Source organism: Wolbachia endosymbiont (group A) of Yponomeuta plumbellus (genome assembly GCF_947251575.1).
In the GTDB taxonomy this organism is placed as follows: Bacteria; Pseudomonadota; Alphaproteobacteria; order Rickettsiales; family Anaplasmataceae; genus Wolbachia; species Wolbachia pipientis.
The window spans coordinates 908,970-931,257 of sequence record NZ_OX366353.1; the positions used below are offsets into that span (position 1 = coordinate 908,970).

7 protein-coding genes and 3 pseudogenes are annotated in these 22,288 nt (G+C 34.0%); 9 read left to right on the forward strand and 1 reads right to left on the reverse strand.

The annotated features are described in order from the left end of the window. The first annotated feature begins 426 nt into the window (after positions 1–426). On the forward strand, positions 427–1,665 hold the full coding sequence (locus OPR39_RS04540) for a hypothetical protein (protein ID WP_265039231.1): 1,239 nt from the start codon (positions 427–429) through the stop codon (positions 1,663–1,665). Positions 1,666–1,768: 103 nt separating this feature from the next. After that, the gene (locus OPR39_RS04545; protein WP_265039233.1) at positions 1,769–15,076 is read left to right on the forward strand and encodes an ankyrin repeat domain-containing protein; all 13,308 of its coding nucleotides are present in this window, start codon (positions 1,769–1,771) and stop codon (positions 15,074–15,076) included. A gap of 345 nt (positions 15,077–15,421) precedes the next feature. Here the strand turns inward: OPR39_RS04545 and OPR39_RS04550 are convergent, their stop codons facing one another. Next, positions 15,422–16,339: an Rpn family recombination-promoting nuclease/putative transposase gene (locus tag OPR39_RS04550; RefSeq protein ID WP_265039234.1), complete on the reverse strand. Its 918-nt coding sequence runs from the start codon at positions 16,337–16,339 to the stop codon at positions 15,422–15,424. 129 nt (positions 16,340–16,468) lie between these two features. Here OPR39_RS04550 and wmk point away from each other — a divergent pair, with 129 nt between their 5' ends. The 7 genes and pseudogenes from wmk to OPR39_RS04585 all read left to right on the forward strand — a co-directional run. After that, positions 16,469–17,371: a WO male-killing family protein Wmk gene (gene wmk / locus OPR39_RS04555; RefSeq protein ID WP_265039236.1), complete on the forward strand. Its 903-nt coding sequence runs from the start codon at positions 16,469–16,471 to the stop codon at positions 17,369–17,371. Between the two features lie 171 nt (positions 17,372–17,542). Continuing rightward, positions 17,543–18,199 (forward strand): JAB domain-containing protein, encoded by a 657-nt coding sequence (locus tag OPR39_RS04560; RefSeq protein WP_265024375.1) that lies wholly within the window; start codon positions 17,543–17,545, stop codon positions 18,197–18,199. 107 nt (positions 18,200–18,306) lie between these two features. After that, positions 18,307–18,747: pseudogene (locus tag OPR39_RS04565) on the forward strand (hypothetical protein); the annotation flags it as partial. Positions 18,748–18,860: 113 nt separating this feature from the next. Then, a complete protein-coding gene (locus OPR39_RS04570) occupies positions 18,861–19,829 on the forward strand; it encodes a transposase (protein WP_141456909.1) in 969 nt (322 codons plus the stop codon). Positions 19,830–20,194: 365 nt separating this feature from the next. After that, a pseudogene (locus tag OPR39_RS04575) lies at positions 20,195–20,780 on the forward strand (hypothetical protein); the annotation flags it as partial. A 259-nt stretch (positions 20,781–21,039) separates the two neighbouring features. Beyond that, complete coding sequence (locus tag OPR39_RS04580; RefSeq protein ID WP_265039439.1) at positions 21,040–22,005, forward strand: IS110 family RNA-guided transposase; 966 nt, start codon at positions 21,040–21,042, stop codon at positions 22,003–22,005. Between the two features lie 59 nt (positions 22,006–22,064). Continuing rightward, positions 22,065–22,190 (forward strand): annotated as a pseudogene (locus OPR39_RS04585) (Rpn family recombination-promoting nuclease/putative transposase); the annotation flags it as partial. Between the last annotated feature and the right edge of the window lie 98 nt (positions 22,191–22,288).

Consider the following 22,288-nt stretch of genomic DNA (forward strand, 5'->3'; position numbering starts at 1 on the left):
CTTGCAATCTTTGCAACAAAGTCAGGGAAATTAGTTCGTATGTGGATTTAGCGAAAGTGAGCCAATGTAGCTGGTTTTGGCATATAATAAAATTATAATATAAAAAAGTTCGCACAGATCATTTGGTAGACCATCCCATCCCAAGAAAAACACTTCTCACCGCCCCTGGTTTTGGGTCTTGGAAATGGTTAATTTGCTTGAGATTTTAATAATATATTTTGCTGAATTAATATTGATTTACTTGCGGAAGAATAATTAAGGTAGACTTATAAAAAACAGAATTAAAAAGTGAACAAAAGACTGTATATTAAGCCTTTTACTGAAGACTACTTTAGGTTAGAAAATTTTTCTAAAATAGTAATTGACAAAGTTTTAAAGGTAGAGCAATATGCCTAAAATATATTAAATCTTGTTAGGGCGGTAAGTATGGATTACAAAAATGTACAAAAGGTATTACTAACATCTATCAAAGAAAACGATCCTCATAAAGGATTCAAGGAATTAGAAATTAAGAGGTATTGTATTACATATCAGACGTTATTGCGTGAATGGGATAGGACAATAATAACACCATTTATTAAGGAAATTTTAGAAAGCGAAATTTGTTGGAAAGCCGATGATACCTTAGGTTATATTAAACTCGATAGGTATGCACTAGGGAAAAAATTGTTAGACTTGAAAACTGAAGATGAACAGAAATCTCTTCTTGATTCCTTTGACCGTTACAGAATTGCCTGCTGGTGTTGTTTTGAAGACGAGATAAGAGCTATTTTTGAGGAATTTAAATTAACATTAGGTAATAAGCCAGTAGAGAGTTTAGTTAAGGGATGTGATAACGGGGCTTTAATGGTCTACTGGTCACATGCTATGAATAACCAGGAACATCAGTTAGAATTAAATAATGAGCATCCATACGTTTACGCTTTTAAATGTGCAATGCTGGAAAAGCATGTTGAAGCTTTGGAATTCTTCTGGAATAAGTTACAGTCAATTGGTTCTGTATCCCCAAAAAGGAAAGAAGATTTATTAATGGAGGTAGCATATAATAAAGGGCGTTTTTCCACTGACGATGTTGGTATGGTTGATTTCTGTCTACGTTACCTTCATGAAGATAAGTATCATGAGTTATTGAAAAGGGATTTTAAACAACATGGGTGTTATTATACTTTAAGTATATTAAGAAGAAACCATTCTTTCGAAAATGCTAGAAAGCTATTTGAACATTTAAAGCCAGAAGATTTATCTCCTGAAGCTTATAGTACATCAATGTTTTCGGCATTAAACTCGCTTGTTTCTGCACCAGATGATAATTTTATCAAATCTGGTAGTGATATGCTTACCTCTATGTGGAATAGTCCTGGCTTTGAGTCTCATAAACAACACTATTTAAATAAGCTAAGCGAACAACTCTCATCAACCAGAGATTTGGTTGCTTCTCTTATTAAGGGAAATAAAGCTGTTAAAATATTATCTGAAATTGTTAACTCCCTTAGCCAAGAGCAAATGTACTCTATTATGGAAGAAGATAAATCAGAATATGAGCTGTTTATGAGAGTTAGAAACACGCAATTGCATCGTGGGGCAGGTGATACTCAGTTACCAAGTTCATCATTAGATGTAGAAACTATACAGCAGAAGGTAAGTGGTGTTAGAGGCGGAGTGTAGAGTTTCTCTTTTGGAAAATTCAGTTACTTGGACTTATAATGAAAGCATGCAAAGAGTTTAAATAAGAGTAAAAATTGTAAAAGGTTAAAATCAGGAGGAGGTTATGGTTGATAACAATCAACAGCAAGAAAAACCACAAGGTTTCGAGTTAATTGAGTTGCTTTTGGGGAAAGTAGATTCTTCAACTTCTAATGCAGTAGATCAATCTTTTGAAGCAAGATATCAGTCGTTGGTTGATCAAATACAATCTTATTTACATTCTAGTGAAAAGCCTGGCTTTTTTCCTCATCGATTTTTAGGTTCTTTTTCCAGTGTATTAGATACTAAACTTAATGACAAGTTAGGCATAAAGAAATTGCACTTTCGTTTTGAGGGGGCGAGAACTTTAAAAGTTGTAGCAGAAACAGAATCCAAAATACATGTTTTTATTTTCACTGAAGATATAGAAGCTCAACATTCTAAACAAACAAATACTAAGAATTTCGAATTCACCACAGGTGAGTGGAAGAATGTGATGGGTAGAGATTATACTAAATCAGATGCGCATAAGCTTCAAATTGATGTAATAAAAATTTTAAAAGATAAGTATGAGTTAGTAAAAAGCAAGCCTAAATCAGACAAAGATGTTAAATCAAAGAAGTTATACTTATATCTGAAAAGGGATGGTGTGCTAGAGTATAAAGCTAAGAATGTATATGGTAATGTTAAAACAATCGAGGTTAGTCGTGACCAATTGAAAGGCAAGGTTTTCGATGAAGTCAAGCAGTTTCTAGGTAAGCAAGGTAAAGATCTTAGTGATGATGCCAGGAAGGAGTTATCAAGAATCACGTCAGCAAAAGGATATACCTTAAAGAGTGATGGAGAAGATGAAAAAATAAACATTAAGGTAGAAAGTAAAAAGAAGATTGTAGATCAACCCATCGAGCCTATAGTGAAGTTTCAGGAAGTGACAAAAAGGTTGGGTAAGTCTGTTTATTTAGAAAGTTATATTGAAAAGCTTGCTAACCCAGATGCAGAAATAGATCAAGTTCAGGAAAATCTTAAAGCCATTCTAAATTATATTAAAAAAATTCATACCAATTTAGACTTACAAGCTAATGTTTATGGCATTAAGGCTCGTGAAGCTGATCAACATGGTTTTGTAGCAGGAATATTCGATAATTTTCGATATCGTGATAATACCAAACTCTATTTGGAACAATTTGCTGGAGGGGGTTACGCTGATATTGTTTTGCTTGTTCGTGGGCCTAATCGTGCTGTTGATTCAGTTCCAATTCTTATTGAACTCAAGGCTGGAACTGAAGGACAAATTGATCCAAGTGATGCACTTGAGCAAGCTAAAGATTATATAAAAGGTTTTAGAGCAAATAAGATGAGGATTTTAACCAATGCAGATAATGCCATTGCTGTTGGGTTAAATTTAGATGACGCGGAACCGTTTAAAACTGAAGTACAACCTATTAAACAACCACCAGCTCCTTTGATGGAGGAATTTGTAAAATTAGCTCAAAGATGGAATAATCAACAAATTTCTGAAGAAGATTTTAAGCAGGAGATAGCAGGTTTGTTATCAAGTGAATACCATACTTTTCCAGCAAATAAAGAAACAAAAGATCATTACTATTTCAGTAGAGATATGTTAGGTCAATCAATTTTAATCAACAAGATTGGTCAAGATCGGGGTAACGTAAAAAAATATATATACTCATATGATGAGTACCCGCTCGAATGGTCTCGGGGAACAGAATACACTTTATCTAAAAGCCCGGTTATGACATTAATATTTGTTCAAGGTAATGAAGGGCAAGAGAAAACAGCATTTATTTTTCATATACGAGAGTCCAATACAAAAGAATTCTATGCTAATAAAAAAATTCCAGTGCTGGACATACCTGGAATAGGAATAGTAGGTAATGTCATAGAAATTAAAATGAGTCTCAAAAAACATGAGACAGGGTCAAATTTTGAAGAACTTTTTGAGATAAAGCAAATAAGTAACTATAGTCCAAGTGGCACCGTTCAGCAATTTAGAGGTAGTTTTCTTGAGATACCTCATGCTGATGAATTAAGGGCAAAACTTGATCAAGCAATCACTTCTCAACATGCTTCTGACGGTGAGGGTTCATTGCAAGCGTATAAAGTGTTGCTTACTGAAGTAGCAGATACGATTTACCCTATTAAAGATTTGATTACTAATGAAGCAAGGTTACAAGCTGTTCTTAATGGTTTACTTAGTAGTTACAGTGATTTGAAGCTAAAAGAGACTTCTACAAAACAACAAGATTCTGCAAAGACTGTAATTATACCTGAATTTCAAGTAGGAGCAGGTGGTCGTGTAGATATGGTAATTCAAGGTATTGGTCCTTCACCTCAGGGTACTAAAGAATACACTCCTATAGCGCTAGAATTTAAGCTTATAGATAAAAACTTAGATGAAGAAGGAATGAAAAAAGAAGTTGATAAATTAACAAAAGAACAAAATGTTAGATATGCTAAAGGGGCGGCACTGAAAGCAATTACAGATAGTGATAAAATGTTTTTCATGGGTGTGGTTGTTAATATGAAGGCTAAAGATAAAAATTCTTTAATATTAACGAGTGATGAGTTTGTTTCTGCTATAGTAGTTCATAGTTCTATTGACATAGCTAAGAGAAAACATTTAGAAGAAATACAAGAGGTAACTCAGAGACTCAAAAATATTGGTATACAAGAGGAGAATTTACGTACATTAGAATCTGCAACAGCAGAAAAAGATTATCATTATTGGCTTCAACAACATGATATAGCTGATATTGCAAGAATAAAATACGATTATGGAATTGATGGAGCTGACACATTGTTTGAAATAGTGGGATCACCAGAACATATAGTTAATCAATTGCAACAGTTTCAGAATAGCGTAACAACAAGAGGTGAAAGAAGGCCATTAACTTTAATTGTTAATTTAGATAATAATCACTGGGTTACGTTGGTCGTCTCCCATCAAAATGGGCAGTATAATGGATACTATGTAGACTCGTTGGGTAATAATGTTCCAGATAATATTCGTCAAGTTTTACAACAGGCTCAAATTACCGTTAATGATGTTTCTGTTATTCAACAAAGAGATGGTTATAATTGCGGCTTATGGGCGTTAGAAAACGCTAGAGATATTAATACTGTGTTGCAAGGAAATAGATTAAGTAATATTCCTGATGAAATACGTAACCATTTGCGAATTCAAAGAAGAGAAAATCATTTTATACGTATGAGAGAAGGTATTTCAAACACATTAAGTATAGATCCACAACGTATAGCTAACTTAGAGGCTGTACTTGCTGGGACACAACAACCAAAATTCGACCTAAATAGTTGCGTAGGAGGAGGTAGAAGTAGAAGAAGTATTAATCCTTGTTTATTTTCAAAGGGTGATGTAGAAAAGTTTAGTAAAGGCAAAGTGGATGAAAATAATGCAGACAAAATTATAATTGATAGCGAAAAATTTCTAACTTATGTTAAAAGTAGTCAAGATGAAGCGAAAAATGCTCAGTTAATAGAGTTTGTTGGGGACAAAAGTATTGAAGGGGATCATAAGTACTTACTTGATAAGGTAACTGAAGATCAAGGATATGAACGTTATATTCAGAATGAACGTGTTAAGAATTTGCATGGAGATATCTCACAGCAAGCTAGCAGCGCAACAAAAGGCTCAAAATTAAAAGGCAGGTTAATGAATGCTGCTGGTGGGATACAATTAATAAGAGGGATCCATGGTGCTATCGTATCTTGCAAGGAAGGGACAGCCACAGATTGTGGATTAAATCTAGGCGGAATAGGATGGTCTTTTGCGTCTCAACCAATTGAGAATGTAATGGTTAAAATTACTCCAAAAGTTGTAGCATCAGCTGAAAAGGTTGTAGGAAAAATTGTATCAGGCACTCTGGGTAAACAGACAAAATTTGCTATTCGGATTGCAGGTGTAAAGTTTGGAAGTACAATAGCAAAAGGTACGGCAGGAGCTATAGCTGGTGTTTTTGATATTGTTGATATAGGTATGTCAGCAAGTAATCTTGTTGATTGTAAAAAAAGAGAGGATAGTGATAATCCATGTGGAGAAAAGGAAATAAGAGATAATATAGCATCTATATCTTTTTCTGGTGTGTCATTTGTTTCTGGTGTTGCTCTTACAGCAGCAAGTATGCCGGTAGTTGGTATTGCAGTTGGGTTTGGGCTCATGGTAGGTTATGGAATTTATAGTGGTGTTAGCAATATCGTGGAGTACGAGAAAAAGTATGATACAACCCATGATGAAAATTGGCGTATTTTTTGGCATACATTTGTTTTTCAACCTGTACCACAAGATGTACAACATCTTGCAGCAAGAAAGGAAATGGTTAATAGTCTAGCTAAAGGAGCTTGGAAAGCTTTAAATAATGACCCTAGTAATGTTGTTGCTTATGGTATTGGTCTTGGAAAAATAAACGGTAATACTCTTCGTCCAGATTATGCAACGATTATGATGAATAGGAAAAATGCCAATACACAAGATCTTTCGCGTGTTATACCTGATTATATTGAAGGTGCTAGCATGATTTGTTTGCCACACAGTACTAGTCAAGATTATGAAAAGGGTATTAAAAGCTCAGTTCCATCGGCTAAGTACTGTTGTGATAATGCAATGGTTATTAGCCATGATAAGAGAGTAAATATGATGCAAAAGGACAAAACAATTATTTATGATTTAAGCAATGTGGACAGAGGTACCGTCGTTGGAAGTAACGAGTGGAACAATAATTTTCTAATTGGCTCAGGTACAGCAAACATAACTGGTGGTAGTAATAAGGTAGTAAATAGGTTTGTTGTAAATAACGTTGACTTCTCAGGTAAAATTATTGGTGAAAGTAACTCTGTTAATATACTTGATTTGAGCCAATTGAAAGATACAGTTATAGGAGTGAATGTTAACTATCGTTTTAAGCCTAGTGCCTCTGGGTCATTAAAGGCAAGAGTAAATGGTCGTTGGCTAATCAATGATCAAATTGATAATAATGGCATCTTTAATTACTACTATGTTGGAAGAAAGAACAAGGTGGATGAGATTTCGTGCATGGGTTACTCTGAACACTTTACAGGAATCGATGATCGTGACGTTATCATAGATAGTAGTGGTGGTTCTAATAAAAATGAGAAAGATGTAGTTGAAAATTGTAAAAAAGTAATTATTTCGCCGTATACTACAGTTAAGGGTGGAAAGAGCAACTATACTTTTTACGTAAAAGCTGCAGACTACAAAGGTAAGGGTTTATATTCAGAAATTGATGTAGATGGAACAGGAACTGTAATTTTTCCGGAAATTGATTTATTAGATGATTGTGATCAAATAACTTACTCTACAAATAGTAATACTTTATCTTTAAAAATAAATTTTGGTAAAAACAATCAAATTACTCTTGATGTAAAAAATTATGTCGAGCAAAGCAGTAATAAACCTCACTTTGCACTAATAGACAAAAATGGTAGTAATATTGTTCCTAAGATTGAAAGATCAGACTCATCAACTATAAAAATTACTTCATTTGAATTACATTCAGAACATTCCTTAGATAATTTTGACGATGTTGCAAGTCATTATAAGAAAATTCTAAACAATAACAAGGATTACAAAGTCTTTAGTGTTATCAGAGATAGAGTACAGAATCATGGTAATAGTGCAGTTCCACATATGGTTTTTGGTTCTCTGGAAGATGATGTAATAAACTTCGATCAAGGAACTATGTTTGCTAGGGGAGGAGGAGGAAGTGATGTGTATTTTATTAGCAATGATATAAATAGTAGAGAAGTTAAAATTGATAATAACTCAAGTGATAAAAAACTAGATACACTATTTATGTCGGCAGTTGAGAAAGATTTTTCAATCCAGCAATGTGATCTGTATTTAAAATACAATAATAGTAACATTCGAGTGAAAAATTACTTTCAAGATCCTAATTATAGGCATCTTATAGTTATGAACAAAAAAGGAGAAACTTTTATCCCCAATATACAATCAATGTTTTGTTCTCCCTCTTCTTCGGGAAAGGGTAAATTAGTTCCTTTTTTCCACTCTACACAAGCTCAAAACATGTTTGTGTTACCTAAAGATTTTCAAGGTGATCATGTAGTAATAGATTCCCGTCTTGAAGATATTGAAAAATATAAAGATAAAGATGACCTCTTATTAATAAGAGAAAGGAGAGAAAATGAAATTCCTTTTATTATTAGAATAGAAGGGTTTTATACTAACCGAAATAAATGGAAAAATATTTCTTATTCTTTATGGAATAATAATGACCTTTTCCTATCTTCTGGGTTGTTGGAGAACGTTGATAATGTAATGGAGTATAAGGATAAACTTAGAGATAATTATAAAAGAATTGTAAAAGAATACATTATGGATTTTAGTAATCCTACTAATGTTATCCAGCATAACCAAAGGTCGGAAAAAAGTATCTCTACTTTTATAGGAAAAGACGAAGAGCGCATAGGAGTAATGATATTAAAGAATATTACTCCTGGTCAAGTTGAAATTTTCAGCAATGGTGCAGATCTGATATTTCGCGATAAGATGTCTAATCACACGATCAATATAAAAGATTGGGATAATAATGAATTTCATAGAATTTCTACGTTGGAGTTTGATCTAGGTTTAGAACCAATAACGCTCCGTAGATTAGATAGGTTTAGTTTATCTGAGGTAAGAAAAATACAAGCTTTAATTAATAAAGCTTCAGAAAATTACCAAAATAGAAGTAAATATACTCCTAAAGTAGAAAATGACTTTAAATGTTTAATATCAGTTGACGATTTTGAAAGAGAAAATAGAGACCCAGCACATCAATGTCTTGGTTTTCCTTCACTGCAAGACCGGGTTAGCTTTACAGAAAGTTCCTGTAATTTAGAACAAATTGAGGAATTAAAAAATAAAACGCCAAGTAGTAATCAGATTTTAACATTGCTTGAAAAGTTAGAAAATGATCTTTTGCTGAATGGTTATGATTCAGACATAATAGATCAGTGCAATAAGCGGATGATAACTTCAGGATTGGGGGTATTAAAACCATTGGTAAGCACAGCAGTTTATGAAGGTAAAGAGGATGAAGTTAAAGTTCTTCTTGATAAAGCTGCTAAAAAAAGTACTGCTGATGTTGAACATAAAAATCAGTGTTCACAGAACTGGACAGCTTTGAATTATGCTGTTTACAACGGTAATGTGAAATTAAGCAAAAGTGTATTTAAATCATTTTTAGAGAAGAAAGGTGACATTAATGCCTTAACTAGTTGCAACGATGATAATTGGGCACTTTTACACTATGCTGTTCATTACAGCAACTTTGATATGGTTAGTTTTCTTGTAGATAAAGGTGCTAACATTGAAATTAGAAGTAAGGAGGGTCAGACACCCCTGCATTTGGCTGTTGAAGAAGCCAAGCAAAATATAATTAATCTTCTTCTTGATAGAGGTGCTGATATCGAGGCTAAAAACAACGATGGTAGAACACCTCTGTACTTAGCTGCTTACAATAATGACTCAGGTGTAATTGAACTTCTTTGTAACAGGATCAAGACTAAAAGTAATGACGCATCTAAAATGATAAAACAGGTTGGATTTTTAAAGAAGGAAGTTGTTAACCAAGCAAATATTCCATCTAATGCAAAAAGATTGGTAGAGTCTTGTATAAGTAGTTTAAGAGATTCAATAAAAAGTGCAGCCAAAAAGGTGCTAAAGGAGGGTATACTGCATAGTCGTAGTGCTTCGACTATTGAACTCATAGATAAGGTTTATAATTTCGATGAAAGGTTGTTTAATGAAGCAATTAAGGAAGCTGTAAATGACACATACGCGGGTGTAGGTATAGAAGGAATATTAAGGTTTATACGCAGTCACCATTATATTGGTCGGTTTATTCCAGGTTATATAGCTGCGTTTGACAAAATACCAAAGAATGATGGTGCAATGTTCAAATTAGCTTACTCTATTAGAGAGACCATGACAACGCCTAGCGTCAATTCAGAAGAGAAATCTGATCTTGAAAAGCTAAAAAACAAATTACCAGAATCAGTGAGAAATGCAGTATTTTCTTCAGAGATATGTATTAAAAATGTTGAGTATGGAAGGTACTTGTACTCACCTAATAATGATTGCATGTACCACTTAAACAAGTGTGACAGGGATAGGCGGTATGTGTTCACTTGGCCTTCAAATGGAAATAGTGATCAATTTAAGTGGAAGGTTGAGCTCAATGGCGATAATGTGTATTTAAAGAATGTTGAGTATGGAAGGTATTTGTATTCGCCCAATGATGATTGTACATACCACTTAAACGATTGTGACAGGGGTAGGCGGTATGCGTTTACCTGGCCTTCAAATAGCAATAGTGATAAATTTAAGTGGAAGGTTGAGCCTAATGGTGATAATGTGTATCTCAAGAATGTTGAGTATGGAAGGTACTTGTACTCACCTAATAATGATTGCATGTACCACTTAAACAAGTGTGACAGGGATAGGCGGTATGTGTTCACTTGGCCTTCAAATGAAGAGGGTGGTCAATTTAAGTGGAAAATTGAAAATTGTGGATCTACTCGCAAGAGACGTAGCATACGAGAATTAAATGGTTATAATCAAACTGCAGTGGACTATCAGTTAATATTAACTGAAGAAAATAGTCAGCAAATAGCAAGTAGAATATCTGCTATAGTGGAAGATGTTGAAAGGCATACCTTTTTAAATCAGTCAAAAAATAAGTTATATTTAGATAGTTATTTAAATAATAGAGGGAGAAGCAATGCTGCGGATTCTATGAGGAGAGATGTATGTAATGAACTCAATGCAAGTGAGAGAAGAAATATTGTTCTAAGCGGAAACGATGTATGTGTAATTACTTCAGGTTATGAAACACTTGATATTGAAAACTTCCCTATTCAAGAAGTAGTGATTAATGATGATGTCAATGGAAAGAAAAGTTTAAGAAGTACATTAGACCTACATCAGTTGGTGCAGCAGATAAATAGGGATTTGAGTATAAAACCGATACCAACAGTTATTAAAGGCAAAAGTGATTTATTAATTAAGTTATCTATATCAGCTACCGGCTTGCAGCAAGATGTAATAACAGTTAGGTTGAAAGATGCCCTTGTAAATAAGTGGTATAAAAAATTACAAATTATTTTTGATAATGCACCGATGGAAATCGATGATAGTTTAGGTTTAAAGTCTTCGTTCTTTATTTCTGATGAGAAAATTATTGTAGTAACACCTCAAGACGTGGAAGAAAAGAATAAACTAATCATATCTAAAAAAGCAGGGCAGTATACCTATCTTCATGATAAATATGATCTGATAGTTACCAATGCCTTTAATGCTGATATAGAAGCAAGTGAGTTGTGTATTATACATTTTAAAGATTTTTATAAAGAACTTAAAATGGAAACATTATCTATAAAATTTGCTGACAAAGAAATATTATTAAGTAACGAAATAGATAAAATACGTAATTCAGATAGTATTGATGAATTAAATAATGTGAGTTCTATTATTAATTCACAAAAGAATTCTATACCTTTAGAGGCTCCAAACAGTGGAGACATAAATGCTCAAGGTAAACTTGGTAGGACATCTTTGCATCTTGCTTCTGGAGCTGGTGAATGGGATAAGGCCAAACTTCTTCTTGACAGAGGTGCTAATACCGAAATTCAAGACGAGTTTGGTTACACACCAATATTTCTTGCTACTCAGTCAGGTAAATGTAGTATAGTAAAACTACTCCTTGATAGAGGTGCTAATATTGATGCTCAAGATAAGGAAGGTAAAACACTTTTACACTTTGCTGCATCAGGAAATAATTTGGATATGGTTCAATTCCTTCTTGACAGAGGTGCAAGTATCGAAGTTCAAGACGGGCGTGATTGGACACCGATACTTTATGCTGCTCAGTCAGGTAAATGGGGTGTGGTCAAGCTTCTTGTTAGTAACGGTGCAAAATTTAATAATGAGATAACGTATCAGGGAACGCCTTTACATTTTGCTGCTCAAGAGGGTAATCTGGATATAGCTCAATTTCTTCTTGATGAAGGTGCTGACATAGAGTCTCAAGACGACCATAATAGAAAACCTCTACATCTTGCTGTTGAAGCAGGAAGGTTGAACGTAGTAAAACTTCTTCTTGATAGAGGCGCTAGTGTCAATGCTAAAGATGAGAATAATAAAACACCTTTAGACTTAGCTACTAAAGGAGATATGATAGAAATTTTGAAGAAGGCGGAGTTGGATCAAGGGTTATTAATTAATGCAAGGGATGGTAATCTTGATAAAGTAAAAGATCTTATTGCTCAAGGTGCTAATTTAGAAGCTAAAGATAATAATGATAATACTCCTCTACATAATGCTTGTAATAATGGTCACTTTAACGTAGCAAAATATCTTATCGAAAAGGGAGCTAGTTTAAAGGCTAAAAATAAAGACAATAAAACACCTTTAGAGTTGGTTGAGCAAAAGGGTTACACAGATATAGTGGAAATTTTAAAACAAACACAATTAAATCTGGATAGAGAATTATTGATTGCTGTAGAAAAAGAAGATCTTGGTAAAGTTAGAGACAATATCAGACGAGGTGCTAATGTTAATGCTCAAAGTAGTCTGGGTTGGGTCTCTGTGTTCTGGGCAATTCAAAAGGATAATTTAAATATAGTTAAACTTCTCATAAATAACGGTGCTGATATTAATGCCAAAGATAATGAAAGTTGGATGCCTCTTCATTGGGCTGTTCAATTGGGTTCATTAGATGTAGTTAAGTATCTTGTTGAGAGAGGTGCTAATATTAATGCTTTAACTGCCGACGGTAGAACACCTTTAGACTTAGCTGCTCAAAAGAATCGCGTAAATGTAATAGAATTTTTGAAAAAAGCACAGTTAGATTTGGATAAAGAATTATTGACTGCAGTGCAAGATGGAGATCTCAATAAAGTGAAGAGTCTTATTAGTCGAAATGCTAATGTTAATAATAGAGATAAGTACAGTTGGACACCACTACATTGGGCTGCATACAAAGGTCATTTAGAAGTTGCAGAGTTTTTGGTAAAGAAAGGCGCTGATATTAATGCTGCAGATAAAGGCCCTTATGGTAAAAAGTCTATACATGTTGCTGCTGAGAATAATAGTAAAGATATCATAGAGTTTTTTCTTAGCAAGGGAGTAAGTATTAATGATACTGATAAACAAGGTTACACACCACTGCGCTATGCTGCATGGAGAGGACGTTTAGAGGTTGCAAAGTTTTTGATAGAAGAATACGCTAATTCAATATTTAAATACAATAATGGTAGCACTCTTCCATGTAATGCTTCTTTAGGTAATCATTTAGATATAATTAAATGTTCTATGGGTGAGAAAAATATTTTAGAAATCAGAGATAATGGCGGTAGAGTTCCCCTACACTATGCTGCTTACAATGGTAAGCTAGATGTGGTAAAGTATTTTGTAGATGAAGGAAAAGTTGATGTTAATCTAAGAGATAATGATGGGCAGGTACCATTGCATTCGGCTTCTTGGAGTGGTCATCTGGATGTAGTAGAGTATCTTATAAGTAAGGGAGCAGATATTAATGCTAAAGACAAGGACGGTAAAACACCTTTAGATGTTGCTACTGATCAAAAACACAATGATGTTGTAGGTTGTTTACAACAAATACTGAATGAACAATTGTTGGCTGCGGTACAAGATGGTGATTTTAATAAAGTAAAAGATCTTGTAAATCAAGGTGCTAATATTAATATTAAAGATAATGATGATAAAACTCCTCTACATTATGCTTCACAGTCTTTTCATCATTTAGATATTGTGAAGTATCTTATAAGTAAAGATGCTGATATCGATGCTAAAGATAATAATGATAGAACTCCTCTAGATGTTGCAGACTCAAGTATAATCAAGATTTTGAGGCAGGCATACTTAGATAAAGAATTGTTACTTACTGTGAAAAGTGAAGATGATCTAAAGACAATTAATAGTCTTATTGCTAAAGGTATTAATGGAGGCGAAGATAGGCATGGTGCATATTATTTTGCTTGGGAAGGTAATTTGGACACAGTTAAGCTTATTGTTGAGGGAGAAGGTAGCGTTAATGTTGCTGATAAATATGGCTGCACATTACTACACTGGTCTGCATTGAAAGGTCATTCAGATATTGCTAAGTTATTGGTTAATAAAGGAGCTAATGTGAATGCTAAGGATATACTTGGCAGGACTCCTATGCACTTTGCTGTTATGAATAATCATAAGGATATTCAAGATGTATATGGTAGAGGTTCTACATACACTACTGCTGAGAGCAATGATGAAGAGGTTATACAACTTTTTCTCATGAGAGGAGCAAGTATTAACGAAGCTGATAAAAATGGCGAGACGCCACTACACTTGGCTTCTTGGGGTGGTCATTTAGATACATTGCAGCATCTTATAAATAATGGTGCTAATATTGGTACTAAAGATAGTAGTGGTAAAACACCTCTAGATATTGCAAAAGACAAGGGGCACAATAATATTGTGGAATATTTAGAACAAAAGCTCAAGGAAGAAAGAGAAAAACCTGCACAACGTAAACGCCGTCATCACCATGGAGATCATGATCATCATCGTAGTCACTTATCACGTAATCTTCTTGCTATAGATTCAAGTGGTCAACCTGAAATAGCAGCAAGTAGTAGCACAAGACCATCTTCTTTGTTTGGTTCAGTAAAGAATTTTATAGGTGAATTGTTTTATTCTCAAGCTGAATTACCTGCGGGAACATCAAATACTACAAATTCAATCTCACAAGTTGATGCAAAAATGGATGTAAACGGTACGATAATGTTACTTGACTTATTAATTAGAAAGGTTAAAGGTCAAAAGTATATTTCTACAGCAGATCAGTCTATATCTCCACTAGAGGCACAGGGATATGCACTCAATATTACAAAGGGATTTGAGAAAGTAGTAGAGCAAGCTGCATTAAAAAGTGGCATATCAATGCACCGGTTAAATATTGATTATATGGGAATGCAGAAAGAGATTACTAGAAAAGTCATGAGTGGTAAATTTAATGAAATTTCAGGGATTTTAAAATTGTATGTAGAGAAAGCATGTCCTGGTAGGGAAGCAGGGTGCCCTGGTAAATTAAGTCCGAAGAAATTTGAAAAGTTTATAGCTCAATTTAATAAGGGTCTGCTAAATCAATCAATAGAGCAGATATTACACAACAGAGATAGTACATTAGAAGTTGATGGTACAAAAAAACAGCAGATGAGTTTAGAGCCTCAAAGTTATTTAAGTAATGCTTCAGTTCACAGCCATTCAGAAGTATCAACTTGTCTTTCTGAGATAGGAGTAACCAAACTTGGAGGTAATCTCAATAGGTAAGTTATAATATAAGGGGTGGAGCTATAATATGCCAAGTAGTGGAAAATTTAAAGTGAGGGTAGCCAAAATAATTAGGGAAACCAGTAGCAAGTTTGATGATCCTAATACTAAAATGGATGAAGTAGACATTAAATGCTAAATGTTTGATGTGTTTTCCATATTGAGCTTACAGCACGTAGCTTTGATGTAGAAGTTTGGGTAACGTTATGATAGTAATTTATATAATTCTGTGTGCTATCTTTATAGCTGTTTTAGACAGTTCATTAGACTCTTAATTATGGGGTATGTTTAACTTAGGAAAGATTTTCATAAATGTTGAAAAGTAAAATGAATAAGTTGTAGTATTTATGTTTTTTCCCTGAGTTGTAAAATTTCAGAATGAGAGAGACCGGTAATTTGTGATATGATATCAGTAGAGACACCGGCTTTAAGTAGGTTTTTTGCAACTTCAATATCCCTTTCTTTTCGACCTTCAATTTTACCTTTTTCATGGCCAATTTGTATGCCTTCTTGTCTACCTTCTTGTTTAGCATCATCAAGTTTTTGCTCGAGGATAGCCTTTTCTTTCTGTACACTCAATATTCTTTCCTCATATGCGATCAAATCCTTTTCATTCCAGCGGAACCTGTCTAATTCATCATATGCTAGCTTTATTATCGGAGCTTCTGCTGCTATCTTTTTCAGATCTTCTTCAGTTGTTTCTTCTGCGTATTTAAAAAAGAAACACCATCTCTCTGTAGTATTCTCTAATTGCTCTACCTTATTTTTTGTAAATTTAGGCAACTCAATAAAGACAAATTGTAAATCTTTCAAGTAATGCCCATTGGTTTTGATATCGCGTATATTATGAGTAGAAATATAGTCAACTTCTTCAGGCAGAAGGTTACAATTGGAAATAGCAATAAAGAAGACTTTCTGAAGATGAATGTAATTACCAGATTTATCTAATTGCCGAGAGTAAGCTTTAGCAGCATAAAGTTGAGCACGTTTCTCAAAGCCTTTATCACGAGCGAGTTGCATTTCGATAACAAATCTATTACCAATAGAGTCTTTGCAAAGAACATCAACAATGCTTTGTTTGTCAGAGGCAATTTCAGGATCCATAATGGTACTAAGGAATTCAATTTCCATTATTTGATCAGAAGTAGAAAAACCTAAGATATCGTTGAGGAAGTGAATTAAGATATTTTTATTCTTTTCAGAGCCAAAGATCTTTTTAAAGCTCAAGTCATTTTTGGGATCAAGAAATTTCGAAAGAGCCATGACGAATTAACCTAAAAAGCATTAGTAATTATACACAATTGTGAAGAAATATTCAACTAAAATTCAAACATAGAAAGAAGCATCCCTTTTGTATATCTTTATTTGGTAGTATTAAACTGTATAATATTTATGGCAAACATCTCAATAAGGTATCAGATAGCACAAAAAGTAAGGAACTGGAGGTTAAAGCGAGGATATACTCAAAAAGATTTAGCGAAGAAAGTCAGTGTAACGTATCAAGTAGTACTACAATATGAAAAAGGAATACGTAAAATTTCGATTGAAAAGTTGTATGCTATAGCAGAGATATTGTCGATTGGTATTGTAGACCTAATTCCTGTATCAAATGAGAAAGCCTGCTTTAAAAATGAGGAACTAAATCTAATAAGAAAATATAAAAAGATTAATGATCAAGGGTTACGTAAGATGTTTTGTTTACTAACCAATTTTGTTCAAGTTAGTGAAAAAAGTAGTAAAAAAGCAGAGAAAATAAAGATTGCAAAAGGTTTGGTAAAAGCAGGAGTTTCTGTTGATATTGTTGCAAAAACAATTGGTCTCTCTGCTGATGAATGCGTTGAAGAAAAAGGAGGTTCTATTTACTGCCAAATAGGAAAGAAGATAAAAGAATGGAGGGCAGTACGGGAATATACTCAGAAGGATTTAGCAGAGAAAATGACTACAACACGTGATGAAGTAAGTAACTATGAGCAAGGAAGGGTTGCTGTTCCACTTGATAAATTATATGAGATAGCAAAGGCATTATCGATTAATATCATGGACCTACTTGAGCTAACAGAAGATGCAGATGATAAAGTGGTACCTGATTTAATAAAAGAATACAAAAAGATTGAAAGCCAAGAGCTACGTAATGCACTAATAAAATCTCTGTTTGAAAGCATACAAATTTGTGAGGGGAAAATTAGAGAAGAAGAAAGAATCAAAATTGCAAAGGATTTAGTGAAAGGAGGAATTTCTATTGATATTATTTTGCAAGCGGTAGGCCTCTCTTTAGACGAAATTCAACAAGTTTAAAATAAAAAAATCATCATATATTAATATCTTCACCTATTCATGAAAAAATAAGTAAAAAAAGATTGAAAAATTGATTTGACTTCACTCGGAAGCTATGGCTCTATGCCAATGCTGATAAAAAACAGCAGTAAATATCTAAAAAAAGTTTGTTGTTAGTGAAGGGTAAATTATATGAATAAAAGTAAAGAAGAAATCGAATTCAGAATATTAGAAAGCAAAGGCAAAGCACTACTTGATCGTGAAATAATGGAAACGTTTCTAAGTGCAGTACATGAAAGACCACAGGCTCAAGAAATTGCTAAAAATCTGGTGAATACTTATACGGGAGTAGGAAGGATTTTAGGTAGAGAAATGGATGACCTGAAAGTTATAGAAGGAGTGACTGATTCTGCAGTAGCAATGATTATGTGTGTTAAGGAAACACTAGAAAGGGTGCTCAGAGAAAAGCTTAAGAGTGAGCCAATAATGGACTTACAAGGGCTAGTAGAGTACTTAAACGTAAGTATAGGCCACTCAGAAAGGGAATGTGTAAAAATACTGTACTTGAATAAAAGGCGTCAACTAATTGGAGAAGAATCCTATATTGGTGAAATGGAAAAAGCACCAGTATACATAAAGGAAATTACAAGAAAAGCATTAATAAAGAATGCAACATTAGTAATAATGTCACACAACCACCCTGGGGGAAGTTTAGAACCTTCAGAAGAAGATCAAGAAGTAACAAAGAGCTTAGCAGCAGCATGTAGTACTGTAAGCGTAAAATTGTTTGACCATATTATCATCACAAGTGGAGGCTATTTCAGCTTTCGAGAGAACGGATTGTTATAGTAGAAAGTATTTGCAAATCTACTCACTATAATTTATAATGAGTAATATAATGTATAATAATAAAGTTTATTGTACGCTTAAAAAGTATTTTTAATAGTGGAGGTAATATGGGTAATAAAATAATCGTACCTTTTGGTGATAAGGAAGGAGGTATCTACGAGTTAAACGTTGATCTTGATAAATTGTCAAAAGGTGAGATGTTAAATGCTATTGTAGGAATTGGTCGTACTAGCCAGCAGCCTACTTTTGTAAGCAAAATTAATAAGGCTAAAAAACCTGGAGAAGTGCCCTTCCCTAATAGAGACGTTCAAATCAACTACGGAAAGGGACTTGATTACATATATGGTACAAAACCTGTAAGTGATCAAGAAGATAAAAATCCATTTGCTTCAGCTTTGAAAAAAATAAAGCCAAGTGCAGAAAAGTTGAGCTGGTTTAAGAGTGCTGTGGTAAGAGCAAAAAGTCCAAATGAACTGCACAAGGTTGTAGACGAAGCACTAGCTGCTGGAGCAAGGCTAAATGCATGTAATGATGGAGAATGGAGATTTTGCTCTCCCTCTCAATAGGGTTAAAAGACTGAACAGTATCTTTGGAATTATATCCCGTATTTACAAGGTTAGTCTAAACTCTCAACCTAATTTATAGTCTTGGAGGCAATTTTATGCAAGCAAATGCTGTTTTAGGTGTGGACATTTCTAAAAAGAAATTTGATGTTTGTTTATTGGTAGGCAACAAAGAACGGTACAAAGTCTTTCAAAATAATCATGATGGTTTTGAAAAGCTTGTGGCTTGGTGCAATCATCATGGAGCAGAACTTATTCATCTGTGTCTCGAAGCAACCGGTTGTTATAGTGAAGATATAGTTAATTTTATGTATGACTTGGAGCATAATGTAAGTGTGGTAAACCCAGCCCAAATCAAAGCTTTTGGCAGAAGTGAGCTACTTAGAAACAAAACAGATAAGTCAGATGCTGCCATGATTGCTAGGTTTTGTATTGCTAACAAACCTAATCTTTGGAAACCTGCTCCTCCCGAAGTTAGGCGTTTAAGAGACCTTTATCGTTGTTTGCAAGCATTTAAAGATGACAAGCTACAACAGATGAATCGCTTGGAAAATAAAAATACGGATTCCCATTGTAAACAAGCAATACTTGAGGTCATTGCTACAATAGACACACAAACTGCTGCTCTAGAGAAAGAAATTAATGAACATGTTAATAACCATTTGCATCTAAAAAATATAACAGAAAAGATCAAGACTATAAAAGGCGTAGGACATCTTACAGCTGTTGCTGTTGTTGCAGAAATGCCATCAGTTGATAATTTTGATAATGCCAGACAATTCACAGCTTTTGCTGGTCTAAACCCAGAACATTATCAATCAGGATCATCCGTAAGTAAAAAAAGTCGAATATGTAAAATAGGATCTGAGCGTATTCGCAAAGCTCTTTATATGCCAGCTATAGTAGTCAAGAATCATAATTCTTACTTTCAAAAGTTTTGTCAGCGTTTAGCAAGTAAAGGAAAATGTCCAAAGGTTATAATTGTTGCTTTAATGAGAAAACTAATGCATGTATTTTTTGGTATTCTTAAAAATGATCAACCATTCAATGGTAATTTAGTGAGATAATTTTGACAGTAAAAGCTTGGATCTTATGCTCAACTGTTTAGGATGTAATTTAACATGTACTTTGAGTTATAATATGTATCATTTTGATTTTAACTGAGCTCTGTACTTTGTAAAACTATTCTCAGAAGATTAAGAAGATATGGTCCTATAACTGTGGATAAATACGTCCACACACACTTAAAGTATTTATCCACAGTTACACTAATTTATAGAAAATGCAGATAAATTTTTTGTTGTTTTATAGCTAAATAACTTGTTGACAATAAAGACAGTATCTCCACTACGGCCTTACTGGCATTAGCTTCGCTACGGCTTCACCCTCTCCTATAAGATATTTTAGCTCTAATACCTTACATTATAAAGATACAAGCTTCGCGGAATATGTGATACTGGGCACACATTTTCATAAATTTGATAAAGCTGATCGTAAAAAGCTAATACGAAAATTAATGCTAAGCGGTGCAGAGTTTCATGATACTCTACTACAGAATAAACTGATAGGTGAAATCTATGATGAGCTACAACCAGAAGTTCAACCACAGATAGATAAGCAACTAGAAGAACTAGAGAAGGCTGGCGAAAGTGCTGTGCAAGAAGGAGAATTAATAGATGTTGAGATAGATAATACAACATCGTATATAGAATTTTCTGGGAATAGTAAGGTAGAGGTAGCCAAAATACTGGAAGCAAACAGAAAGTTAGGAAGTAATATCTTAAAAATTGGTAATGATGCAGTTGAAGTTAAAAGTGAGAAGGGAGGTATAAGAAACTATACCGATATTTCAGATGGCAGCTCTGTCATGTTAGAATTTCCTACGAGCATTGGTAAGCTAAATATTGTGTTGTACCAAGAGGCAGATCAGGTGCAAGTGAGAGTAGAAAATAAGGAAATGTGGGCTGAGTTACAAAAAAAGAGACGAAGAAATAGGAAAAAACTGCCTTTTTGGGGGAGATGGTATGAATAAGTATTGCTTGGTTGGAAGCAAGAGAAGATAATGACTTCTCAGAGTGGATAGGTGGCAGGTTGGATGTTTTTCTGAAGCACTTTCTGCCCAGGGAGTAGAAAGAAGACTTCGTGGGGGAGATTAACTGCCCCTGCCACCGAAAATCATCGTGAGGCTCACAAAATGTGATGACCTCGTATAGGAGTTTGGAACAACCGGCAATATTCTACCCTGATATATTGAAATATGCAATTGGAGGAAAAAATATGCGTCACATTGGAGTCGATTTACATACCAATAGTTTTACTGTTTGTTACTTACAGGAAGGGAAACCTGAGCATATTCAAACGTTTCGCTTAAAAGACTTGGATAATTTCACCAAAGATCTTCAAGAAACAGATGAAGTAGCCATAGAGGCAACAGGTAACAGCTGTTTCTTTTATGATGCAGTTTCACCTTACGTTAAACGCATAGTAATAATTGCTCCTGGGCAGTTTGAAGTTGTTCGTCGCTCTGTGAACAAAACAGATAAGCATGATGCACGAGCTATTGCTTTCTTTCTCAGCAAAGATATGTTGCCTGAGGCAAGGTGCAAAAACAAACAATGCCAGCAGTTAGCTTCTCTTCTTCAAATGAGAGATCAGTTAGTAAAGTCACGGGTATCTTTAATCAATAAAGTTCATGGTCTTTTTAATTACCATGGAATAAAAATTAAAAAAGAAGTACTTACAACTAAAGTAGGATTTGAACGTGCTACTCAAAAGCATAATTGGGATCCTTTAGAAAAAGTTGAAATTGAAGTGATTAGCTATCATTTAGAAGCTATCCGAGAAAGCCTTAAAAAGCTTGAAAAGGAAATTATAGCTTTCGCTAAACAACTTCCTGGGTTCAGCAATCTTATCAGCATAAAAGGAATAGGTCCAATTTCTGCAGCTGTTTTTATTGTAACAATTGGAGACATTAATGATTTCCGTAGACCTGAGAAACTTACTGCATATTTTGGAGTTGTACCAAGAGTTTCTCAATCTAATCAGCAATGTACAATTGGAAGAATTACCAAACGAGGGTCAAAAATAGCGCGTACTTCTTTAGTTCAATGTACTTGGATTGCTGTACGTTACAGTCCTTACTTGAAAAGCTTTTATGAACATATAAAAAAGAAGCGTGGTTCTGCTAAGGCTATAACTGCTACTGCTAGAAAATTTCTTATAACTATTTTCTACACTCTTTAAAATAACTGGGTTTTTAAAGATTTTACAAAATTTGAAATTTCTACTGGACAATAATCATAGGAGTAAAACAAGCTAAAATAGCTGTGGCAAAAAACCTACTTAAAGCCGGTGTCTCTACTGATATCATATCACAAATTACCGGTCTCTCTCATTCTGAAATTTTACAACTCAGGGAAAAAACATAAATACTACAACTTATTCATTTTACTTTTCAACATTTATGAAAATCTTTCCTAAGTTAAACATACCCCATAATTAAGAGTCTAATGAACTGTCTAAAACA